Genomic DNA, 19,878 nt, shown 5'->3' with positions numbered 1-19,878 from the left:
CTCCTGGTCAGGGGCAAAGATCACTGCCGGTGGTACGGCATCGGGCCGACTCGGAGGTGAAACTTTCACCGGGCGGGCCCGCCGGTGGCCGTCCGGTGATCGTCCTTGCCGCAGCGCCCGGGAACGCGGCTGTCGGTGGCTCCTCGTAGCATCGTCGTCAGCCGGCCCCTGATCGTCAGCCGGTCGAGGAGAGTTCTCGTGGGGTTCCTGGTCATGATCCTGACCGCGGTGGTCGTCGTGCACGTCTATCTGTGGCGGCGGCTGGTCCGGGCGTCGACGACGCCGGGCTCGCGCCTGCGCCGGGTGCTGACGTGGACGCTCGTGGTCCTGGCCGCCCTGATGGTGGTCACCATGGCCGGGAGCCGGCTCTTCGGCATGGAGACCGTGCGCGTCGTCGCCTGGCCCGGCTACCTGTGGCTGGCCCTGATGTTCTACCTGTTCGTGTTCGGCCTGGTCGCGGAGGTCCCCAGGGCGATCGCGGCGTTCGCCCTGGCGAGGGGCCGCCGCGCCGCCGCGGGCACGCCCCCGGAGGACCGCGCGCAGGACGGCCCGGACGGTGGTCCGGGAACGGGCGCCGTGGACGCGGTTCCGGTGGACGCGTCGGTCCTCGCCTGTCCGGCGGCGGTGGAGTCCTCCGCAGTCTCCGGGTCCGCCGCTCCGGTGGCCGTTTCTGGCTCCGCCGCCCGGGGCTCCGCTACCGCGGGCCGGCCGGCCGGGGGAGGACCCGGTGCGGGCGCGCCGGCGATCGACCGGCGGTTGTTCATCTCGCGTACGGCCTCAGCCGTCGTGGCGGCGGGAGCGCTCGCGACCGTCGGTTACGGCGTGACCCGGGCTCTCGGAGATCCCGTGATCGAGCGGGTGCCGGTCCGCCTGCCGCGGCTCGATCCGCGGATGAGCGGGCTGCGCATCGCGGCCGTCAGCGACATCCACCTCGGCCCGCTCACCGGCCGGGGGCACACCGAGCGGATCGTCCGCATGATCAACGGCCTGCAGGCCGACGTGGTGACGATCGTGGGCGATCTGGTCGACGGCACGGTGGCCGAACTCGGCCGTCTCGCCACGCCGCTCAGGTCTCTCGAATCCCGCTACGGGGCGTACTTCGTGACCGGCAACCACGAGTACTACACGGCCGAGGGCCCCCAGGAGTGGATCGAGGAGCTGCGTTCGCTCGGCGTCCGGCCGCTGCGCAACGAGCGGGTCGAGATCACGCACGGGGGAGCCGTGCTCGACCTCGCGGGCGTCAACGACCTCAACGGCCTGCCCTTCGGCGACGGCCCGGACATCGGCAGGGCGCTCGGGGGCCGCGACGCGAACCGGCCCGTCGTGCTCCTCGCCCACCAGCCCGTCCAGGTGGCGCAGGCCGCCGCACACGGCGTCGATCTCCAGCTCTCCGGGCACACCCACGGCGGCCAGATGGCGCCGTTCAACCTGCTCGTGCCGTTGCAGCAGCCCGTGGTGGCGGGGCTCGCGAGCGTGCCGCGCGCGGGCGGTGGCGACACCCAGGTCTACGTCACCCGGGGAGCCGGCTACTGGGGCCCGCCCGTCCGCGTGGGCGCCCCGCCCGAGATCACCCTCATCGAGCTACGCGCCTGAGCCGCCCCCATCGGCCCCGCCCTCACACTCGTCCCCTGAGCCGCGCCGGCCTCCTGAGCCACCTCGCCGGGCTCGCGGCGGGAATCGGCGCAGAGCATTGCCGCCATCATGAGAGCGAGGACGAGGCGGACGTAATACCCTCAGGCGACGAGCAGGCCCGAGCGGCCCGCTCCGTCCCCAGCCCAGCGAGCACCCTGGATACGCTGACATCATGAGCACCCCTGCCCGGGCCGCCGCGCGACGCAAGCAGCCGCACGTGCTGGCGAACGCGCCGTTCCGCAGGCTCTGGACGGCCATGGCGACGTGCAGCCTCGGCGACTGGCTCAACATCATCGCGCTGACAGCCCTCGCCGGTAACCTCACCGCGCCGTCCGGCTTCCAGACGCAGAGCCTCGCCATCGGCGGCGTCTTCGTCGCCAAGATGCTGCCCGCGATCCTGCTCGGCCCCCTCGCGGGAGCGGTGGCCGACCGGTTCGACCGCAGGCTGACCATGGTCGTCGCCGACGTGCTCAGGTTCGCGGTGGTGCTGTCGATCCCGCTGATCGGCGGCTACCAGTGGCTGCTCGTCGCGACGCTCCTGGTCGAGTGCGTGAACCTGTTCTGGGTGCCGGCCAAGGACGCGACCGTGCCCAACCTGGTGCCCAAGGAGCGGCTGGAGGAGGCCAACCAGCTCAACCTCCTCGTGACGTACGGCACCGCGCCCGTCGCGGCGGCCCTGTTCGCGGTGCTGTCGGGAGTCATCACCACGATCTCGGCGGCCGTACCGGCGTTCACGGTCGCGGCGACCGCCGTGGCGCTCTATCTCAACGCGCTGGCCTACCTCGCCTCCGCCGTGATGATCTTCACTCTGCGGGCCATCCCGAAGGACCACGTGCGCCACGTGGCCACGCCGTCGGTGCTCAGGCAGATCACCGAGGGCTGGCGGTACGTCGGCGGCAACCGGGTGGTGCGCGGGCTGATCATCGGCATGCTCGGCGCCTTCGCAGCCGGGGGCGCGGTCATCGGCGTCGCCAAGGCGTACGTGCATGCGATGGGGGGCGGCGACGCGGGATACGGCACGGTGTTCTGCGCCGTCTTCCTCGGCATGGCGTTCGGCATGTTCTTCGGCCCCCGGCTGCTGGGCGGCCTGTCGCGGCGGCGCATGTTCGGGCTGTCGATCCTGTGCGCGGGCGTGACGCTGGCCGCGATCGCGCTCATCCAGAACCTGGTCGTCGTCGTGGTGCTGACGGTGGTGCTGGGCGCCTGCGCCGGCATCGCCTGGATCATCGGTTACACCACGATCGGCCTGGAGGTCGAGGACGGGCTGCGCGGCCGCACGTTCGCCTTCCTGCAGTCACTGGGCCGGGTCGTGCTGCTGCTGGTCGTCGCGGTGGCCTCGGCGCTGGCCGCGCTCTTCGGCCAGCGCGACCTGCGGATCTCCGAGCTGACCTACCGCTTCGACGGCGCCAACCTCGTGCTGCTCCTCGGCGCGCTGCTGGCGGTGGCCGTCGGCGTGCTGGCGCTGCGCCACATGGACGACCGGCCGGGCGTGCCGATCGGGGCCGACCTGCTGGCCGCCCTGCGGGGACGGCGGTTCGTCCCCGACGAGGCCGAGCCCGCACGCGGGCTGTTCATCGCGTTCGAGGGCGGCGAGGGCTCGGGCAAGACGACCCAGTCGCGGCTGCTCGCCATCTGGCTGCGCGACCAGGGTTTCGACGTCGTGCAGACGCGCGAGCCGGGCTCGACCAAGGTCGGCATGCGGCTGCGGGCGATCCTGCTCGACGCCGCCCACCAGGGGCTCTCCGCCCGCGCCGAGGCGATGCTGTACGCCGCGGACCGGGCCGAGCACGTGGAGAAGGTGATCGTGCCCGCGCTGCGGCGGGGCTCGACCGTGATCACCGACAGGTACGTGGACTCGTCGCTGGCCTATCAGGGCGCGGGGCGGTCGCTCGATCCGGAGGACGTCGCGAAGATCAACAAGTGGGCGACGGGCGGGCTCGTCCCCGACCTCACCGTGCTCATCGACGTGCCGCCGTCGGTCGGGCTGCGGCGGATGGCCTCGCCGGCCGACCGCATCGAGGCCGAGCCGCTGGAGTTCCACGAGCGGGTTCGCCGGGAGTTCCGCGCGCTGGCCGCCGCCGACCCCGACCGGTATCTCCTGGTGGACGGCACGCTGGAGCAGCGGGAGGTGACGCTCCTGATCCAGGACCGGGTGCGGGACATCCTGCCCGATCCGGTGCCGCACGAGGCCGAGGAGGCCACCGGCACGATGCCCGCCATCCGCGACTTCGGATAGCGCATGACCGTCTACGGGGATCTGATCGGGCAGGACCGGGCGATCGGCGTGCTGCGGCGGGCCGCCTCCGCCGCCGCCGAGGCCGTCGCCGGGGGCCGCGGCGCGGGGATGACCCACGCCTGGCTGTTCACCGGCCCGCCCGGATCCGGGCGGTCCACGGCCGCCAGGGCGTTCGCCGCCGCGCTGCTGTGCCCCGAGCAGGGCTGCGGCCACTGCGACGCCTGCCACCAGGTCGAGGTCGGCTCGCACCCGGACGTCACCTTCGTACGGCCCGAGGGCCTTTCGTACGGCGTGCGGCAGACGCGGGAGCTCGTGCTCAAGGCGGCGGGGGCGCCCACGCTCGGCCGCTGGCGGGTCGTGTTGTTCGAGGACGCCGACCGGGTCACCGAGCAGGCGGCCAACGCGTTGCTCAAGGCGATCGAGGAGCCGCCGCCGCGGACGGTGTGGCTGCTGTGCGCGCCGTCCGCGGACGACATGATCATTACGATCCGGTCGCGCTGCCGGGTCGTGACGCTCGGCACGCCCTCCACCGAGGCCGTGGCGAACGTGCTGGCGACCCGTGACGGGGTGCCCCACGACGTGGCGCTCGACGCCGCGCGGGCGGCGCAGGGGGACGTCGGCCGGGCCCGCCGCCTCGCCCTGGACGAGGAGACGCGGCGCCGCCGCGCCGAGGTGCTGTCGATCCCCCGCTCGCTGACGGGCGTGGCGGAGTGCATCACCGCCGCCGAGCGCCTGGTGAAGACCTCCACCGAGGACGCCGACGCGGCCACGACCGCGTTGAACGAGGTCGAGACCGCCGAGCTGCGCAGGGTCTACGGCGAGGGGTCCACAGGCAAGGGGCTCAACAAGGGCCTGGTGCGGGGCGGCGCGGGGGCGCTCAAGGAACTCGAGACCATGCAGAAGTCGCGCGCGACCCGCATCAAGCGCGACTCGCTCGACCTCGCGTTGCTCGAACTCATGGCGTTCTACCGCGACGTGCTGGCCGTGCAGTTCGGCGCCTCCGTGGAACTCGCCAACGAGGACCGCCGGCACGAGGTGGAGACCGTCGCGCGGGCGTCCTCGCCCGAGGACACGCTCCGCCGTACGGATGCGATCATGAAGTGCCGGGAGCGGCTCGCGGCCAACGTCCACCCGCAGATCGCGGTCGAAGCCATGACCCTCGCCCTCCGCTCACCCGGAGTTGTCCACAGGGGATGATTGCCAGTCCCGGATGGGACGTATGGTGGTTCCGGGCGCTCGGCGCGCGACTGCTGTACACAACCGAGGAGGGCCGGCTCTTTGGGCATGATGATGGCCGTGAGCTTCACGCGCTACGGACGGCTCTACTACCTCGATCCCGGTGCTCACTCGCCGAAGGTCGGTGACAAGGTCCTGGTGCCGACGGACTCCGGTCCGGAGGTCGCCGAGTGTGTGTGGGCGCCGCAGTACGTGAGCGAGGACGTCGAGGGACTGCCCGTGTGCCAGGGCGTCGCGGGCGAGGAGCACCTGGCCAGGGACGAGGTCAACCGCCGCCGCCGGGCGGAGGCCCGCAGCGTCTCCAAGAGGCTGATCAAGCGGCACGAGCTGCCGATGAAGGTGATCGGCGTCGACTACCTCGACGCCGAGAACGTCTACACCGTCTACTTCTCCGCCCCCCACCGGGTGGACTTCCGCGCGCTCGTGCGCGACCTCGCCCGCAACCTGCGGGCGCGGGTCGAGTTGCGGCAGATCGGCCCGCGCGACGAGGCCAGGATCCAGGGCGGCATCGGTCCCTGCGGCCGCGACCTGTGCTGCGCGACCTTCCTCAAGGACTTCGAGCCGGTCTCCGTCCGCATGGCCAAGGACCAGGACCTGCCGGTCAACCCGCTCAGGATCGCCGGCGCCTGTGGCCGGCTGATGTGCTGCCTGAAGTACGAGCATCCGCTCTACCAGGAGTTCCGAGCCTCGGCGCCACGATCCGGCCTCACCGTGGACACCCCCGAGGGTCCCGGCACGGTGGTCGGGCACAACGTGCCCTCCGACTCGGTCATCGTCCGCCTCAACGACGGCGGCCGCCGCTGCTCCTGCTCCCGGGCCAGCGTGTGCGCCCCCCGCAAGGCCCACGACGCGACGTACGGCGAGGCGCGGACGACCGCCGCCGGAGACCCCGAATGAACCCGGTCAGAGGTGGTCGTGCAGGAAGGCGGCCGTCGCGTCGGCGGCCTGGGTGACGTAGGGCTCCACGTCGTAGAGGTCGATGTGCTCGCGGCAGTCCAGCCAGACCACCTCCTTCTCGCCCGGGCTCCGGCCGGCGAGTTCGGCCGCCAGTTCCGGCGCGCAGTAGGCGTCGGTCCGGCCGTGCACGACGAGCAACGGCGTCGCGGCGAGAAGCGGGGTGGCCCCGAGCGCGTCGAGGGTCATCAGCGAGTGGAGCGACCCCCGGGTCACCTCGTTCACCCAGTGCGGCGACGCCGAGCGGGAGGTGCCGTAGTAGGCGTACGGCTCGGCGCCGGGCATGGCGGCCTCGCCGTCGCCGGGCGCCACCGCGGGCAGGCGCTCGTCGTACCGGTCGAGGAAGCTCCCGAGCGCGGCCCGGTAGGCGTCGAGGCCCATCCGCTCGGCGAACCAGGCCGGGCTGTTGTACGCGCCGGCGATCCCGGCCACGGCCCGCACCCGGGGATCGGAGGCGGCGGCCCGCACCGCGTATCCGCCGCCGAGGCACACGCCGACGAGCCCGATCCGGCCCGGTGCGACCTCCGCCCGCCCGCCGAGCAGGCTCACCGCGGCGCGGAGGTCGGCGAGTTTGCCCTCGCTGTCCTCATGGCCCCGCCGCCCGCCGCTCTCGCCGAACCCCCGGTGGTCGAAGGCCAGGGTGACCAGGCCCGCCCGCGCGAGGCGGTCCGCGTACAGCCCGGTGACCTGCTCCTTCACGCCCGTGAACGGCCCGGTGAGCGCGACGGCGGGGGCGGGCAGGGGAAGATCCGGCAGCCGGAGATCCCCGGCGAGATCGACACCGCCCGCGGAGAACGTGACGCGTTCGGTCCGTACGGCGGTCGTCGGCCTGCCTGCCCCGGCCGCACAGGTGTGGATCGTGAGATCGCTCATGTCCGTGTCCCCGTCCTAGTGTGTGATCACGCGGTGAGCGTGAGGCTAGGCGTGCCTGGACCACGGCGCCAGAAGGCACTTCGCGGTGCCCATCCCACAGGGCAGGGAGGCGAGATGGACCCGGTGATCCCCGACGTACTGGAGGAGACCTGCGCGACGCGGCAGGCGCTGGAGCGGTTCGCGGCGAAGTGGCGGGTGCTGGTGATCTACGCGCTGCTGGCCGGGCCCCAGCGGCATGGCCAGTTGCGCCGACGGCTGCCGGGAATCACCCAGAAGGTGCTGACCGAGACGTTGCGTGGCATGGAGGCGGACGGGATGGTCGAACGCCGGGTCGTCAAGGACACCGCGCCCCAGCACGTCGAGTACGCGCTGACCGACCTCGGCCGTACGCTGCGCGAACCGCTGGGCGCCATCTGCGCCTGGGCCGCGGAGCACGCGGGCTGAGGACATCCGGCGTCGGCCCGGCGGGCGGCGGAGCGCGGGTAGGGTGCCGTCGTGAGCACGCCCCGGCATCTGACCACGTGGTTGAGGACCAGGTCGCCCGACGAGCGGCGGCTGCTGCTCGCCCGGGTGGGGTTCGTCGTCGACGAGGACATCCCGCCGCAGGACCTGGCCCGGCTGCTGCTCCGGCGGCAGGCGGTGACGCCGCTCGTCAGGTTCTGCACGCTGCCCCAGCGTCAGGCGCTCTCGGCCGTCGCCTGGCTGGCGGCGCGGCGGCACGGGCCGCTGGGTTATCACCTGGAGGGGGACGATCCGGCCGGCCGCGCCGTGCCCCGGGCCGACGTGCTCGACCTGCTGGCCGGGCCCGACCTCGACCGGCGTACGGCCGCCGACGCCGTCCTGGACCAGCTGGCGGGCATGGCGCTGGTGCTCCCGCCGCACGGCGACCAGGTGATCGTGCCCGGCGCCGTCCACATGGACCTCGCCGGCGAGACGGGGCTCGGGCGTCCGGCCGCCGACCTCTTCGCCGCCCACTTCAACGCCCCCGAGGTCCACGCGATCGCCGACGCCCTGGGGTTCCCGAAGTCCCGCGTACGGGAGGTCGCGGAACGGAACGTGCTCGGCCTGCTGGGCGACCCCGAGCGGGTGCGGGCCCTGGTCGCGGGCGCCCCCGCGTCCGTACGGGACTGGCTGGCCCGCCTCGTCGGGCACGGATCACGGCTGCGCACCCACGCCTACCAGTTCCAGAGCGGCTACGGCTACCAGCACAACGTCAGGTACGTCGTCCGCCCCGGAGGTTCCGGCGACCCGGACACCGACTGGCTGGTGGCACACGGCCTGCTGCTCCCGGCGGGGCCGCCCGACGTGGCCGAGGTACCGTTCGAGGTGGCCACGGCGATCCTCGGCGGGCCGCGCGTGCCGTTCGCCCCCGAACCCCCGCCACCCCCGGACGACCTGCCCGGCGCGGAGGGGGCGGAGGGGACCGCACAGGCGGCCGCCACCTCCGCGCTCTCCCAGATCGAACGCCTGCTCGCGGCGTGTGTCGGTCAGCCGCCCACCCTGCGCAAGGCCGGAGGGCTGGCGGTGCGGGACACCCGGCGCCTCGCCAAGGCCGTCGGCGTGGACGAGGACGTCGCGAGGTTCTGGATCGACCTGGCCGCCCAGGCCGAACTGCTCGGCCTGCACGCCGAGCCGGTGCCGCGCCCGAAGGGGCACCGCGGCAAGCTGCCCGAACCGATGGTGAACCTGCTGCCGACCACCGACTACGACACCTGGCTCAAGCAGCCGCCCGTCGAGCGGCTGGCCAGGATCATCGGCACCTGGGCGACCCTGCCCGCGACCTACACCTACTGGCCCGCGGAGGCCGGGACGCCCGTCGCCCTCACCGAGCCCACCGACCCGCACGCGGTCAGCCTCAGGTACGCCCTGCTCGAAGCCCTCGCCGCGGTGCCGGCCGGGAAGGGCCTTCCGGCCGACGGTCTCCACTACCTGATGCTCCGCGCCGCCTGGCATCGCCCCCATCACGTCTCGGCCGCGCGTCTCGGCGCCGAGCAGGCGGGCGCCATCCTGCGCGAGGCCGGCCTGCTCGGCGTGACCGCCGGGGGCGCCCTCACGGTCGTCGGGCACACCGTACGGGATCTGCTGGTCAGCGGTGAGGCGTGGCGGTCACCGGAGGCCGCGCTGGCGGCGGCCCTGTCGGCCATGTTGCCGCCCGCCCAGGCCACCGCCCGTTTCCAGGCCGACCTGACGGCGGTGGTCCCCGGGATGCCCGACTCGTCCCTCGCCGAACTGCTGGACGACGTGGCCGAGCGTGAGTCGGAAGGGCACGCGGTGGTCTGGCGGCTGAGCGCCGCGACCGTGCGCCGCGCGTTCGACCAGGGGTACGAGGCCGACGACCTGCTCGCGCGCCTGGCCGGGGCCGCGGAGGGGCCGCTGCCGCAGACCCTCGAATACCTGGTCAAGGACACGGCCCGCGTACATGGCCGGATCCGGGTGGTGCGGTCCGGGTGCTGCCTCCGCGCGGACGACGAGGCCCTCGTCGAGGAGCTCTCCCGTGCGCAAGCGCTGCGCGCGCTGGGCCTGCGCAAGATCGCGCCCACCGTGCTGATCAGCGCCGCCGGTGAGGAGGAGACCCTCGCGCGGTTGCGGGCCGCGGGCTACGCCCCCGCGCTGGAGTCCGAGACCGGGGCGACCGTCGTCGAACGGGCCGGCACGCGTCGCGTACCGGCCCGTTCCTGAAACGCTTGCCTCAGGTCGCCTTGGGGCAGACCGTGCCGTTCTTTGGCGCGCGCAGCGTGAGCAGGTAGTCGTCGACCGCGGTGTCCACGCAGGTGGAGCCGCTGCGGTAGGCCGTGTGGCCGTCGCCGTCGTAGCCCAGCAGCACGCCCGACGTCAGCTCCTTCGCGAGCCCCTGCGCCCACTCGTACGGCGTGGCGGGGTCGCGCAGCGTGCCGACGACGAGGATGGGCGGCGCGCCCTCCCCCTTGATCGGCTTGTCGGCCTCGGCCGACTTCGCCGGCCAGTACGCGCAGGGCAGCGACCCCCACATCACGAACGGCCCGAAGTGCGGGGCCATCTTCCCGGCCGCGTCGGCTGCCTTGCCGTACGCGTCCAGCGACGTGGGATAGCGGTGGTCCACGCAGTTGACGGCCATGTTGGCCTCGGTCTGGTTCGAGTAGGTCCCGTCGGACCGGCGGTCGACCAGCAGGTCGGCCATCCGCAGCAGGGACGTGCCGTTGCCGTGGATCATGGCCTGCCCCAGGGCCTGCCGCAGCTGGGGCCACGCGGTGCGCTCGTAGAGCGGGGTGGCGATGCCGAGCACCGTCCACGCCTCGTTGACGACACGCCCGTCGCCGAGATCGTTCTTCAGCGGCTGCCGGTCGGCCCTCGCCAGCAGGTCGCTGATCTCCTTCATCGCGCCGTCGACCGTACGGCTGGTGAAGGGGCAGGCACCGTCGAGGAAGCAGTCTTCGGCGAACGCCTTCAGCGCCACCTCGAAGCCCTTGGCCTGCACCTCGTTGGACTTGATGGCCGACATGGCGGGGTCCACCGCGCCGTCGAGCACCAGCGCGCGCACGTTCTTGGGGAACAGCTCGGCGTACATCGCGCCGAGATAGGTGCCGTACGACTTGCCCAGATAGGTGAGCCCCGCGTCGCCCAGGACGCCGCGCAGGACGTCGATGTCCCTGGCGGCGTCGGCCGTGCCCACGTGCGGCAGCAGGCGGGCCGACTGGGCCTCGCACCGCTCCGCGAACTGCTTGGACGCGTTGTCCAGCTCGGTGACCTCCGCCGGACTGTCCGGGCTGGAGTCCATGCCGACGTACTTGTCGAGCTGGGCGCCGGTCATGCAGTGGACGGGAGTCGACTCGCCGACGCCGCGCGGATCGAAGCCGACGACGTCGTACTGCTCACGCACCCGCTCGCTGACCACGGACTTGGCGGCCCGCGCGTACTGGATGCCCGAACCCCCCGGCCCACCGGGGTTGATGAGCAGCGAGCCGGCCCGCTTGCCGGAGGCCGGCAGGCGGATCGCGCTGATCTCGATGCGCTCGCCGGAGGGCTTGGTGTAGTCGAGAGGCACCTGGATCTTGGCGCACTGGAAACCGTCGCCGCAGTCGCTCCAGTCGGCCCGCTGCTCGTAGAAGGCGCGCAGCTCCGACGCGGGCGTCCGCATCGCCGGGACCGCCTTGGTCACACCGGGCTGCTGGGACGTGGCCGGGGTGCGGGCGGAGCAGGCGCTGATCGGCAGCAGTGCGATCACCGCCGCGGCGGCCAGGCGCCGGCCCGGGCCATCGCTTCGCCGCTTCGTCCTACGTGTGACCTTGGCGGTCTGGCCGGCCAGTCGCATGCTCGTCGTTCCCCTGCCGTCGTCTGTGTGACGAGGACCAGCATGCCGCCTGCCAGGAGGAGCGGCCACCGGACGCGACCGGTTCCGGAGAATGTCATGCGGCGTCCGCCGGGCGGATGACCTGGCCGGGAGAGACGGAGCGCTCCTCCTGTGACACCTGCGCCTGGCTTGTCCCGTCTCCTGGTCAAGAGACATTCCCGAGGCGGCGAGGGAGAATTTACCCAGCCCTGTCGATCATCCCCGCTCACCGTACGAGTCGCCCCGTCTCCGGAGCGCCGCTACAGCCCCTGCGGTCGCGGCACACCGGACGGGCGACCGGTGCACGAGAGCCCGGCCGACCCTGTAGACTGTGCGCAGCCGTACGCGGCCTGCCGCCTTAGCTCAGTCGGCCAGAGCACTTCACTCGTAATGAAGGGGTCAAGGGTTCGATTCCCTTAGGCGGCTCCACCACAAAGGCCCTCCCGGTCCACTCGGGAGGGCCTTTGCGTCTCATACAGCAGGTGCCGCACAGCAACAGGGGCCATGAACGGGCCGAAGGCCCACACCTTCACGACTCTCCGTTCGGCTTCTGAAGAGTACGGCTTTCTGCGGGTTCGGACAGGGCTTCGATGACCGTGAGCGTTTCTTCCACGGTGACGGTGACGATCTCGTCATCCCGAGTGGTGACAGTGCGCGTGCGCCGGAGCTCGGTCCGAACGGCCCTCGCCACGGCATCCTTCGACGGGGTGTCGGTTTTCCCCTTCAAGTATGTGTAGACGCTGAAGGCGAGCCCGGCCGCGGCGACGATCAATTCACCAAGCGGAACGGGATCGAAGTACTGATCCGGCCTGCGGCCGGTGCCGCGATGGTGGAGCGTGGCCTCGACGTCCGCGATGAGGGAAGGCCCGAACCGAGCGGCGAGGCGGTGGGCTGCGGCTCGGGCGCCTTCGTCGGCGGGATCGGTCACATCGGCTCCTGAAGGGGGTCGGTTTTCATCGCTGCCGGACATAGCTCCGGATGGCGTGGGGAAGGGGCCGGCCCGTGATCTTCTTCCAGCTCGACTGAAGGGCGGGCAGGCCCAGCCTGCTGGTCAGGCGTTTGAGATGGTAGGGCCCAGGACCCGATGCGGGATGGGGGAATTCATCAAAAAGGGCCACGCACCGGACCATCCAGTCCAAAGCCTCGTAGGGATGCTTCCGGGCTTCGGCGAGAAGGCCGAGTTGTCCGTACGAGCCGGCCATGCCGGGCAGGTCGCCGAACTCCTCTTCGATGGCCAGGCACTTCCGGTACAGCCCTTCGGCCTCGTCCCATCTGTCCCGGAAATGGGCTGTCATACCGAGGTGATGGTAGGTGCCGGCCATGCCGGGCCGGTCTCCGAGCGCCTCTTTGATGACCAGGGACCTGCGGTACCAGTCGTCGGCGTCGTCCAACTTGCCCCGCTGCGCCGCGAGCAGACCGAGCTGATGGTAGGAGCGGGCCATGCCGGGTCGATCGCCGAGCTCCTCCTTGATGGTCAGGGAGTTGTGGTGCCACTCCTCGGCCTCGTCCAACTGGCCCCGCTCCTGGGCGGCGTTGCCGAGCTGGTGGTAGCCGGCCGCCGTGCCGGGCCGGTTGCCGATCTCCACCTGGATGGCCAGGGACTTGCGGTACCACTCCTCGGCCTCGTCCCATCGGCCCCGCGCCTGCGCGAGCATGCCGAGCTGGTGGTAGCCGTTCGCCGTGCCGGGCCGGTCGCCGAGCTCCTCCTTTATGGTGAGGGCCTTGCGGTACCACTCCTCGGCCTCGTCCCATCGGCCCCGCTCCTGCGCGACTATGCCGACCTGGTGATAATCCGAGGCCAGCATGGGCCGGTCGCCAAGCCTCTCCTGGATGGCCAGAGACTTGCGGTACCAGTCGTCTGCTTCGTTCAACTGACCCCGCTCCTCTTCGACGGCCCCGAGATAGTGGTACGTGAGGGCGAGGTGGGCGAGCGGCGGTGGCGTCTGCTGGTGCAGTGCCTGGAGGATGGCGAGATAGGTGTGCTTGATTTGATCGACCCGATGCACCCGTAGATGACGGATGGTCTCGCTGTTGACGATGAGCAGCCAGAGTTCGCCGGCGTCCGTCTCAAAGCTGGGTGGGGTTCCGTCGGGGCCTTCCAGGACGTCGCGTATGCGGTCGGCCCATGCTTGGGCCTCTTCGCTCAGCCCCCGGAACTCCCAGTACTCCTGCAAGGATTGGATAATTCCGGCGGCGTGTTTCCACAGCTGGTGGTCGAGGGCGTACCCGAGCACGCTGCCCAGGCCGCGGTAGTGCAGAGCGATGACCGCTATCGCCGCCTGTGCGTCTCCGCCGGAGATCTGCTGGTGCAGCCGGATGCTGAGGACGGCGTAGGCGTTCAGGAGGGCCCGGGTGGCGGCGGCGTGCTGCTCGTCGAACCGGTCGGGGTGATCGAGACGCCATCTGCCGATCAGGTAGTAAGGCAGGGCCGGGTGGATCCGGTACATGCCGCCACCCAGGGACGTGAGCAGCCCGACGGCGGTGGCCCGGTCCAGCACGCGTCGCCAATCGTCTCGGCTTCGGCCGCGAAACCGCGCCGGGATGCCCGATGTCGGCGACATCGTGGCGAGCACGTCGGCGTCGGCGACGCCGTGGAACAGTGCGACCGCGGCCAGTGCCTGCTGGTCACCGGGCGGAAGCCGGGTGAAGGAGTAGGCGACGCCAGCCGACAGGGAGGTGGTGCGGTCGCCGTCATCACTTCCGGGCAGCGGCGCGGTGCCCTGCAGCGCGGCCAGCAGCACGGCGGGGTCGGTGCCGTCCAGGTGGCGCAGGATCAGCCGCATCGTCAGCGGGTGGCCGTCCAGCCATTTCATGAGTTCGGCGAACGCCGGTGTCTGCCGGCGCGGCCGGGCGTTCGGGACGGACAGCAGGAGATGGTCGGCGTAGTCGATCGCCTCGTCCTCGCTCAGCCCACCGACCTCGATCCGCCGCAGCTCCTGGCCGAGCCAGGTCTCCGGGTTGCGACTGGTGATCAGGATGGAGCTCCTGCCTGATCGGGCGAGCTGGTCGAGGAACTGCCGCAGCTCCTCCAGCTGGGTGTCGGCCAGCGGCGGGGTGGCCGCCGTGGGGTCGGGCATGGAGTGCACGGATTCGAAGTTGTCCCAGATCAGCAACAGCCGGCGCTCGGCCAGGAGCCGCTGCACGATGCGGCGGCGCTCGCCGGTGTCGGCGAGGGCGAAGTCGGCGCCGAACACGCGCAGCCCGATCGCGCTGATCACACCGTCCAGGCCGAAGGAGGCCACCCCGGGTTCGAAGGAATGCCAGATCACCCACTCGGGCCGCTCGACGCCGCTGGTGTCGCGCCACCACCGGCCGAACGCCTTGGCCAGCTCGGTCTTGCCCGTCCCGCCCGGTCCGTGCAGGATCACCACCCGCTGCAGCCGGGCCGCGGCCTCCAGGGTGTAGAACAGGCCGTCACGGCCCACGAACGTGCCCACCTCGGCCAGATCATCCCCCACCAGGGCGCTGCCGTCCGAGCCGGTGCGGAGCCGGTCGAGCATGTCGTCCACCGACGTATCTCGGCGCTCGGTCCGCAGATCGGGGAAGCTGACGTCGCGGCGCAGGTAGTGCACCGGCACCACCCAATCCGCCAGCGGCAGCTTGCCCCTGAGGCTGGGCCGCTCGTTGCGCAACGCCAGACGGGCACGACCGGCGGTGACCGCGTCGGCGACCCGATCCCCCGAGAACAGCCGATCGTAGAAGGCGGTCATGAACTCCGCCGCCGCGACGGCGTACACGTTGTAGGCCATCGCGACCACCGACGCCGCCCCACCCTCCACCAGCCGGGTCGCGACCGTCGCCTCCACCTGGGCGCCCACCTGGCCCGACCGGCAGGCGTTCAGCACCACCACCGGCACCCGCCCGCGCGACAGCACCTGCGCGACCTTGTCCGCCGGAACCAGGTCGGGCCCGCCGCTGCCGGTCTCGAACGCCAGCATCCCCTTCGGGACCGGTCCCCGGAAGGTGACCGGGTCCCATCCGGCGGAGGGCACATGCCCGTCGCCGAACACGCCGTGCCCGTCGAAATGCACCACCTGGAACGGCTCGCCCGCCTCGTGCGCCTCCGTCAGGACCTCAGACAACCGGTCCAACGTGGGCGGGCGCAGTACGACCAGATCGACCTTGCCGCGGGCCGCCCCCAGCCGTTCGAGCAATGGCCGTGCGATCATCCGGTAGCTCACATCACGTTCGCCGGCCGGGCGGGAGATCACCATCAGCACCCGCAGCCGGGTGCCGCCCACAGGGAAGGCCGCGGTCAGGTCAGCGGCAGGCAGATGGCGGGTCAGCGCGACCTGATCCAGAACCAGCGGCCCCCGCGCGGGGTCGCACAGCAACTCCCAGGGCAGCCCCAGCCACTGCGCCTCGGTCGACTGGACGACCACCTCGACCGGATTTCCCCGCGCCCGCACTGTCGCGTACGCGGCCCGGAACAACGCGGACCCGAACACCGCCTCGAATATGCCCTCACCCCAAAGGGGAAGTCGGGCGGCGATATCCGAGCCGCGCTCGAAATACGCGTAGGGATAACGCAGGTAGTCCTCCAAATACCAGCGCAGATCCTCCAGTGCCTGCGCGTCGAGTGGCCAGGCCATCTCGACCGGATCCCCCGCCGGTCTCGGGAACCCCTCCCCCTCCAGCCACACCAGCACCGATGCCCGGCCGTCAGCACCGACTTTCACCAGTAATCGATCAGCCACCAAGCCCCGCCCGCCGTGATTGTCAGCCCAAGTCCTTACCGGCACCGCTCCCGCGTGCTCAGCCTAGGCACCCCACCTGGGCCGGCACTCCAATGAGATTCAACCGCAACTAATCGCGTGGGCCGCAGATAAAAGCACGGCCGATATCGAATATTCGACTTCGCCGATCCATGAGGCGCTGTGCCCGGCGCGTGTACGGAGTGTGTATCTCCGCTGAATCCCCGCTCTTTACGCTCGGGGCCAATCACGTCCGGTGAAAGGAAGTGGTCATGAGAGCGCTGATCAGACGGGTCGCCGACAGGATGGTCGACAAGGTGGTCCCGCACGCCGAAGCCCGCGCCTGCGGGTGGGGCGGCTACTGCAAGTGCGTCGGGGGCGACATCTACCTCTACTACTGCGGCCGCTGCACGTATTACGCGCACGCCGGCTGCTGACGGACGGCGCGTGACCGGGTGACCGAGCCGGACCCGGTGCGACTGTCGGGTCCGGCGCACAGGAGGAGGAGGCGGTTGCCGCTTCTGTTCACCGTTCCGGCGGTGATGGCCCTCGCGCTGGCGGCGGTGACTTTGGGGATGCGCCGGGTCTTCGTCGTGGTGACCGTACGGGGCAGGAGCATGCAGCCCACGCTCCGGGACGGTGACCGGGTGCTGGTGCGGCGACGTGGCGTGACGGCGGTCCGCCCCGACGACCTGGTCGTCTTCACCGACGTGATCGACGCGCCTCCCGTGCCGGTGCCCGCCTGGGCGGCGGAGGACGACGGTCCCCGCACGGTGTTGGTGGTGAAACGGGCGATAGCCGTTCCCGGAGACCCCGTCCCCGGGACGCGCGTGCCCGTGCTGGCCGGGAGGACCGCGTCCGTCCCCACCGGCCGGCTGGTGGTGCTCGGGGACAACCCGGCGGTGAGCCGGGACTCCCGCCTCTACGGGTACGTCGCCGGAGAGCGTCTGCTGGGGGTTGTAATCCGGCGAATGTGACCGTCTGATGGTGATTCATGCTGAGGCTGATGATCGGCCAGTTACGCCGCCAGTCGGTGCGCTCGATGACGATGCTGCTCGGCGTGTTGCTGGCCACGAGCGGGTTCACCCTGCTCACCGGCTCGGTGGAGACCTCACGCCTGCGCGTGACCGGGACCCTGGACGACAACTACCGCAGCACGTACGACGTGCTGGTGCGGCCCCGGGGGAGCCGGGACGCGCAGGAGCTCGCGCACGGGCAGGTGCGCCCGAACTTCCTGTCCGGCCAGTTCGGCGGCATCACGCTCGACCAGTGGCGGCGGATACTCGCGCTGCCCGGCGTCGAGGTGGCCGCTCCGGTGGCGATGGTGGGGTACGTCGACGTGACGGCGACCGCCGAGATCGACCTCACGGAGCAGCTCGACCGAGGGGCACGACGGCAGTTGCTCAAGGTGGACAGGACCTGGACCACCGACCGGGGACTGTCGACGATCGACGACCCGGGTGACAGGTACGTGTACGTGACCCGCAACCCCGTGCTGTGGCCGCGGTTCACCACTAACACGGCGAACCACGTGGAGTTCGCCGGCTACCGCTACGAGGGCCGGAAGGTGCGGGTGGACGACGCGGTGTGTGACCGCGCGGGGATGTCGTCCGGCTACCCGGCGGCCGAAGTCCTCCCGGACGGACGAATCCAGCCGATCTGCCCCACCGCGCGCAAGCGGGAGCCCGGACGCACCTACCTCACGGCGGCGGACCGGTCCCGCGTGGACGTCTACCAGATGCTGCCGGACGGCGGTTTCCGCACCCAGCTCGGCGACGCGGGCGGGGGGATCATTCCCAGGCAGGTGCGGCTGCCGCGCCTGACGCTCCCCGTCAGCTGGCCCGTGCCGCTGTTGCTGGCGGCCGTCGATCCCGTGCAGGAGGCGGAACTGGTCGGGCTGGATCGCGCCGTGGTCACCGGGCGTTACCTGCGCGCGAGCGACGCCCCGACGCCGGCCAAGTGGACGCGGTTCGCCGATGTTCCCATGCTGCTCTCGTCGGCCGCGCACGACGACGAGCAGCTGACCGCCGACGTCTCGCGGCTCGACCGGCCGCCGGAGATCGCGAGCCTGCGCGGCGACGAGCTGTGGAAACGGCTACAGGCGGAGCCGGCCCGGCGCACGTCGACCGTGCGCGTCGACGCGGAGAGCGTCTACCGGCAGGTCAGCGAGCGCCCGATCACCGACCCCGGTGACACGTGGCTGAACGTGGACCGCGTCATCCAGTCCGGCCGCCCGCGCTACGGGGGCGGAGAGGGGGCGCTGAAGCCGGATCCCGTCACCGTCGACCTCGACGAGGTGTGGCGGCAGGAGAACTCCCTCGTCGACACCTCGGCCCCGTTGTTCGCGCACGATCGGGCGCTCCGGCCGTTGACCAAACGCGAGCTGGCCGGCCCCGGTGGCGTGTCCGTGTACGCGTTCCCGCAGGTGGTGGGGAGGTTCGACGCGTCCGGGCTGACCGAGTTCTCCGCGTTGTCCGCGGTGCCGCTGGAGACGTACCAGCCGGCGAGCGCGACCGGCGCGGACCAGAGCGCGCGGGCGGCGCTGGGGAACCGCCCGCTGCTGCCCAACGGCAACCCCGGCGGCTACCTGGCCACCCCGCCCCAGCTCCTGACGACGCTGACCGCGCTGCCCATGCTCGTCCGCGGCGACGACCCGGCGCAGGAGGCGCCGGTCTCCGCGATCCGGGTACGGGTCGCCGGGGTCACCGGGCTGGACGACCTGTCCCAGGAGCGCATCCGCGTCGCCGCCGAGAAGATCGCCACCACGACCGGGCTCGAGGTGGACATCACCATCGGCTCCTCCCCGGCCCCGCGCCCGGTCGAGCTGCCCGCCGGCGTGTTCGGCCGCCCCGAGCTGCGGCTGCTGGAGAACTGGACGACCAAGGGCGTGGCGGTCGCGCTGACCAGGGCCGTCGACCAGAAGAGCGCGCTGTTGTTCGGTCTCATCCTCGTGGTGTGCATGCTGTTCCTGGGCAACGCGGTGGCCGCGTCGGTCCGGGTGCGGCGGCGCGAGCTGGCCGTCCTCGGCTGTCTGGGCTGGCCGGGCGGGCGGCTGGCCGCGCTGGTGCTGGGAGAGGTGGTGCTGGTCGGCCTGGTCGCCGGGATCCTGGGCGCCGCCCTGTCCCTGCCGCTGGCCGCCGCCACCGGCATCGAGGTGAGCCCCGGACACGCGCTGCTGGCCGTACCGGTCGCCTGCGGGATCGCCCTGCTCGGCGGGCTGGTGCCCGCGCTGCGCGCCGGGCGGGCGCACCCGATGGCGGCGATCCGTCCCCCCGTGGTCACCCGCACCCGGGCACGCCGGTCCCGGACGGTGCACGGCATGGCGGTGGGCAACCTGGTCCGGGTCCCGACTCGCAGCCTGGTCGGCGTGCTGGCGCTCGCGGCCGGAGTGGCGGCGGTGTCCACGCTGCTGGTGATCACCTGGCGGTTCCACGGCGAGGCCCAGGGCACGCTGCTGGGCGACGCCGTCTCGCTCCAGGTACGCGGGGTCGATCTGGCCGCCGCCGTCACCACGGTGGCGCTCGGTGTGTTCGCCATCGCGGACGCTCTCTACCTGAGCGTCCGGGAACGCAGCGGCGAGCTGGCCGCGCTGCGCGCGTGCGGGTGGTCCGACGGGGAGCTCGGCCGCCTGATCGTCACCGAGGGCGCGCTGCTCGGCCTGACCGGCGCGGCGCTCGGGACCGGTCTCGGCCTCGGCGTGCTGGCCGCGTTCCTGGGCGGCCTCACCTGGGCGACCGTGGGCGCCACGCTCCCGGTCGCCGCGGCCGGAACCGCGTTCGCGGTGCTGGCCGCCGCCGTCCCCGCGCAGCTCATGCGCCGCCTGCCGCTCGCCGCCGTGCTGGCGGAGGACTGAGGCCGTCGATGAGGCACGTGGAACTCGCCTCGCGCTGCTCATGGCGCCCCTGTTCATCCGTTTCGACGACGTCGCTGGATTTGCGGAGGTGCGC

13 protein-coding genes and 1 tRNA gene are annotated in these 19,878 nt (G+C 72.0%); 10 read left to right on the top strand and 4 right to left on the bottom strand.

Translation table 11 applies throughout. From position 1 onward, the window contains the following. Positions 1-198: 198 nt before the first annotated feature. From F5972_RS33620 to F5972_RS33605, 4 genes are all read left to right on the top strand, one after another. A complete protein-coding gene (locus F5972_RS33620) occupies positions 199-1,593 on the top strand; it encodes a metallophosphoesterase (RefSeq protein WP_225312128.1) in 1,395 nt (464 codons plus the stop codon). Between the two features lie 211 nt (positions 1,594-1,804). Next, a complete protein-coding gene (gene tmk, locus F5972_RS33615; RefSeq protein WP_150939646.1) occupies positions 1,805-3,868 on the top strand; it encodes a dTMP kinase in 2,064 nt (687 codons plus the stop codon). A gap of 3 nt (positions 3,869-3,871) precedes the next feature. Next, complete coding sequence (locus F5972_RS33610; protein ID WP_150939644.1) at positions 3,872-5,065, top strand: DNA polymerase III subunit delta'; 1,194 nt, start codon at positions 3,872-3,874, stop codon at positions 5,063-5,065. A 93-nt stretch (positions 5,066-5,158) separates the two neighbouring features. Then, a complete protein-coding gene (locus F5972_RS33605) occupies positions 5,159-6,001 on the top strand; it encodes a PSP1 domain-containing protein (RefSeq protein ID WP_404803098.1) in 843 nt (280 codons plus the stop codon). A 6-nt stretch (positions 6,002-6,007) separates the two neighbouring features. Here the strand turns inward: F5972_RS33605 and F5972_RS33600 are convergent, their stop codons facing one another. Further along, complete coding sequence (locus F5972_RS33600; protein WP_150939642.1) at positions 6,008-6,931, bottom strand: alpha/beta hydrolase; 924 nt, start codon at positions 6,929-6,931, stop codon at positions 6,008-6,010. Positions 6,932-7,045: 114 nt separating this feature from the next. Between F5972_RS33600 and F5972_RS33595 the strand changes: the two genes are divergently transcribed. Together F5972_RS33595 and F5972_RS33590 are read left to right on the top strand one after the other, a co-directional pair. Further along, positions 7,046-7,375, top strand: coding sequence for a winged helix-turn-helix transcriptional regulator (locus tag F5972_RS33595; protein WP_150939640.1), 330 nt, complete (start codon positions 7,046-7,048; stop codon positions 7,373-7,375). Positions 7,376-7,426: 51 nt separating this feature from the next. After that, a complete protein-coding gene (locus F5972_RS33590) occupies positions 7,427-9,610 on the top strand; it encodes a helicase-associated domain-containing protein (protein WP_150939638.1) in 2,184 nt (727 codons plus the stop codon). A gap of 10 nt (positions 9,611-9,620) precedes the next feature. Here the strand turns inward: F5972_RS33590 and F5972_RS33585 are convergent, their stop codons facing one another. Then, positions 9,621-11,219 (bottom strand): alpha/beta hydrolase, encoded by a 1,599-nt coding sequence (locus F5972_RS33585; protein WP_150939636.1) that lies wholly within the window; start codon positions 11,217-11,219, stop codon positions 9,621-9,623. Positions 11,220-11,589: 370 nt separating this feature from the next. On the opposite strand from F5972_RS33585, the gene F5972_RS33580 reads away from it, so the two are divergent. Then, positions 11,590-11,666 (top strand) — tRNA-Thr (locus F5972_RS33580). A 100-nt stretch (positions 11,667-11,766) separates the two neighbouring features. On the opposite strand, the gene F5972_RS33575 is transcribed toward F5972_RS33580, so the two are convergent. Both F5972_RS33575 and F5972_RS33570 read right to left on the bottom strand, forming a co-directional pair. After that, positions 11,767-12,165, bottom strand: a complete 399-nt coding sequence (locus F5972_RS33575) for a hypothetical protein (protein WP_191910443.1) — start codon at positions 12,163-12,165, stop codon at positions 11,767-11,769. 25 nt (positions 12,166-12,190) lie between these two features. Beyond that, positions 12,191-15,916 (bottom strand): CHAT domain-containing tetratricopeptide repeat protein, encoded by a 3,726-nt coding sequence (locus tag F5972_RS33570; protein ID WP_150939634.1) that lies wholly within the window; start codon positions 15,914-15,916, stop codon positions 12,191-12,193. 287 nt (positions 15,917-16,203) lie between these two features. Between F5972_RS33570 and F5972_RS37625 the strand changes: the two genes are divergently transcribed. From F5972_RS37625 to F5972_RS33560, 3 genes are all read left to right on the top strand, one after another. Next, positions 16,204-16,368 carry a hypothetical protein gene (locus F5972_RS37625; RefSeq protein ID WP_191910442.1) on the top strand — a complete coding sequence of 55 codons (165 nt, stop codon included), beginning with the start codon at positions 16,204-16,206 and terminating at the stop codon, positions 16,366-16,368. Between the two features lie 75 nt (positions 16,369-16,443). Beyond that, positions 16,444-16,908: a S26 family signal peptidase gene (locus tag F5972_RS33565; RefSeq protein ID WP_150939632.1), complete on the top strand. Its 465-nt coding sequence runs from the start codon at positions 16,444-16,446 to the stop codon at positions 16,906-16,908. Positions 16,909-16,925: 17 nt separating this feature from the next. Next, positions 16,926-19,784, top strand: a complete 2,859-nt coding sequence (locus F5972_RS33560; RefSeq protein ID WP_150939630.1) for an ABC transporter permease — start codon at positions 16,926-16,928, stop codon at positions 19,782-19,784. Positions 19,785-19,878: the final 94 nt, after the last annotated feature.

Origin of the sequence: Microbispora cellulosiformans, from assembly GCF_008728085.1 — a bacterium.
Lineage (GTDB): Bacteria > Actinomycetota > Actinomycetes > Streptosporangiales > Streptosporangiaceae > Microbispora > Microbispora amethystogenes.
The sequence above is the reverse complement of the archived record's forward strand: the minus strand, read 5'-3'. Positions and strand labels throughout refer to the sequence as shown.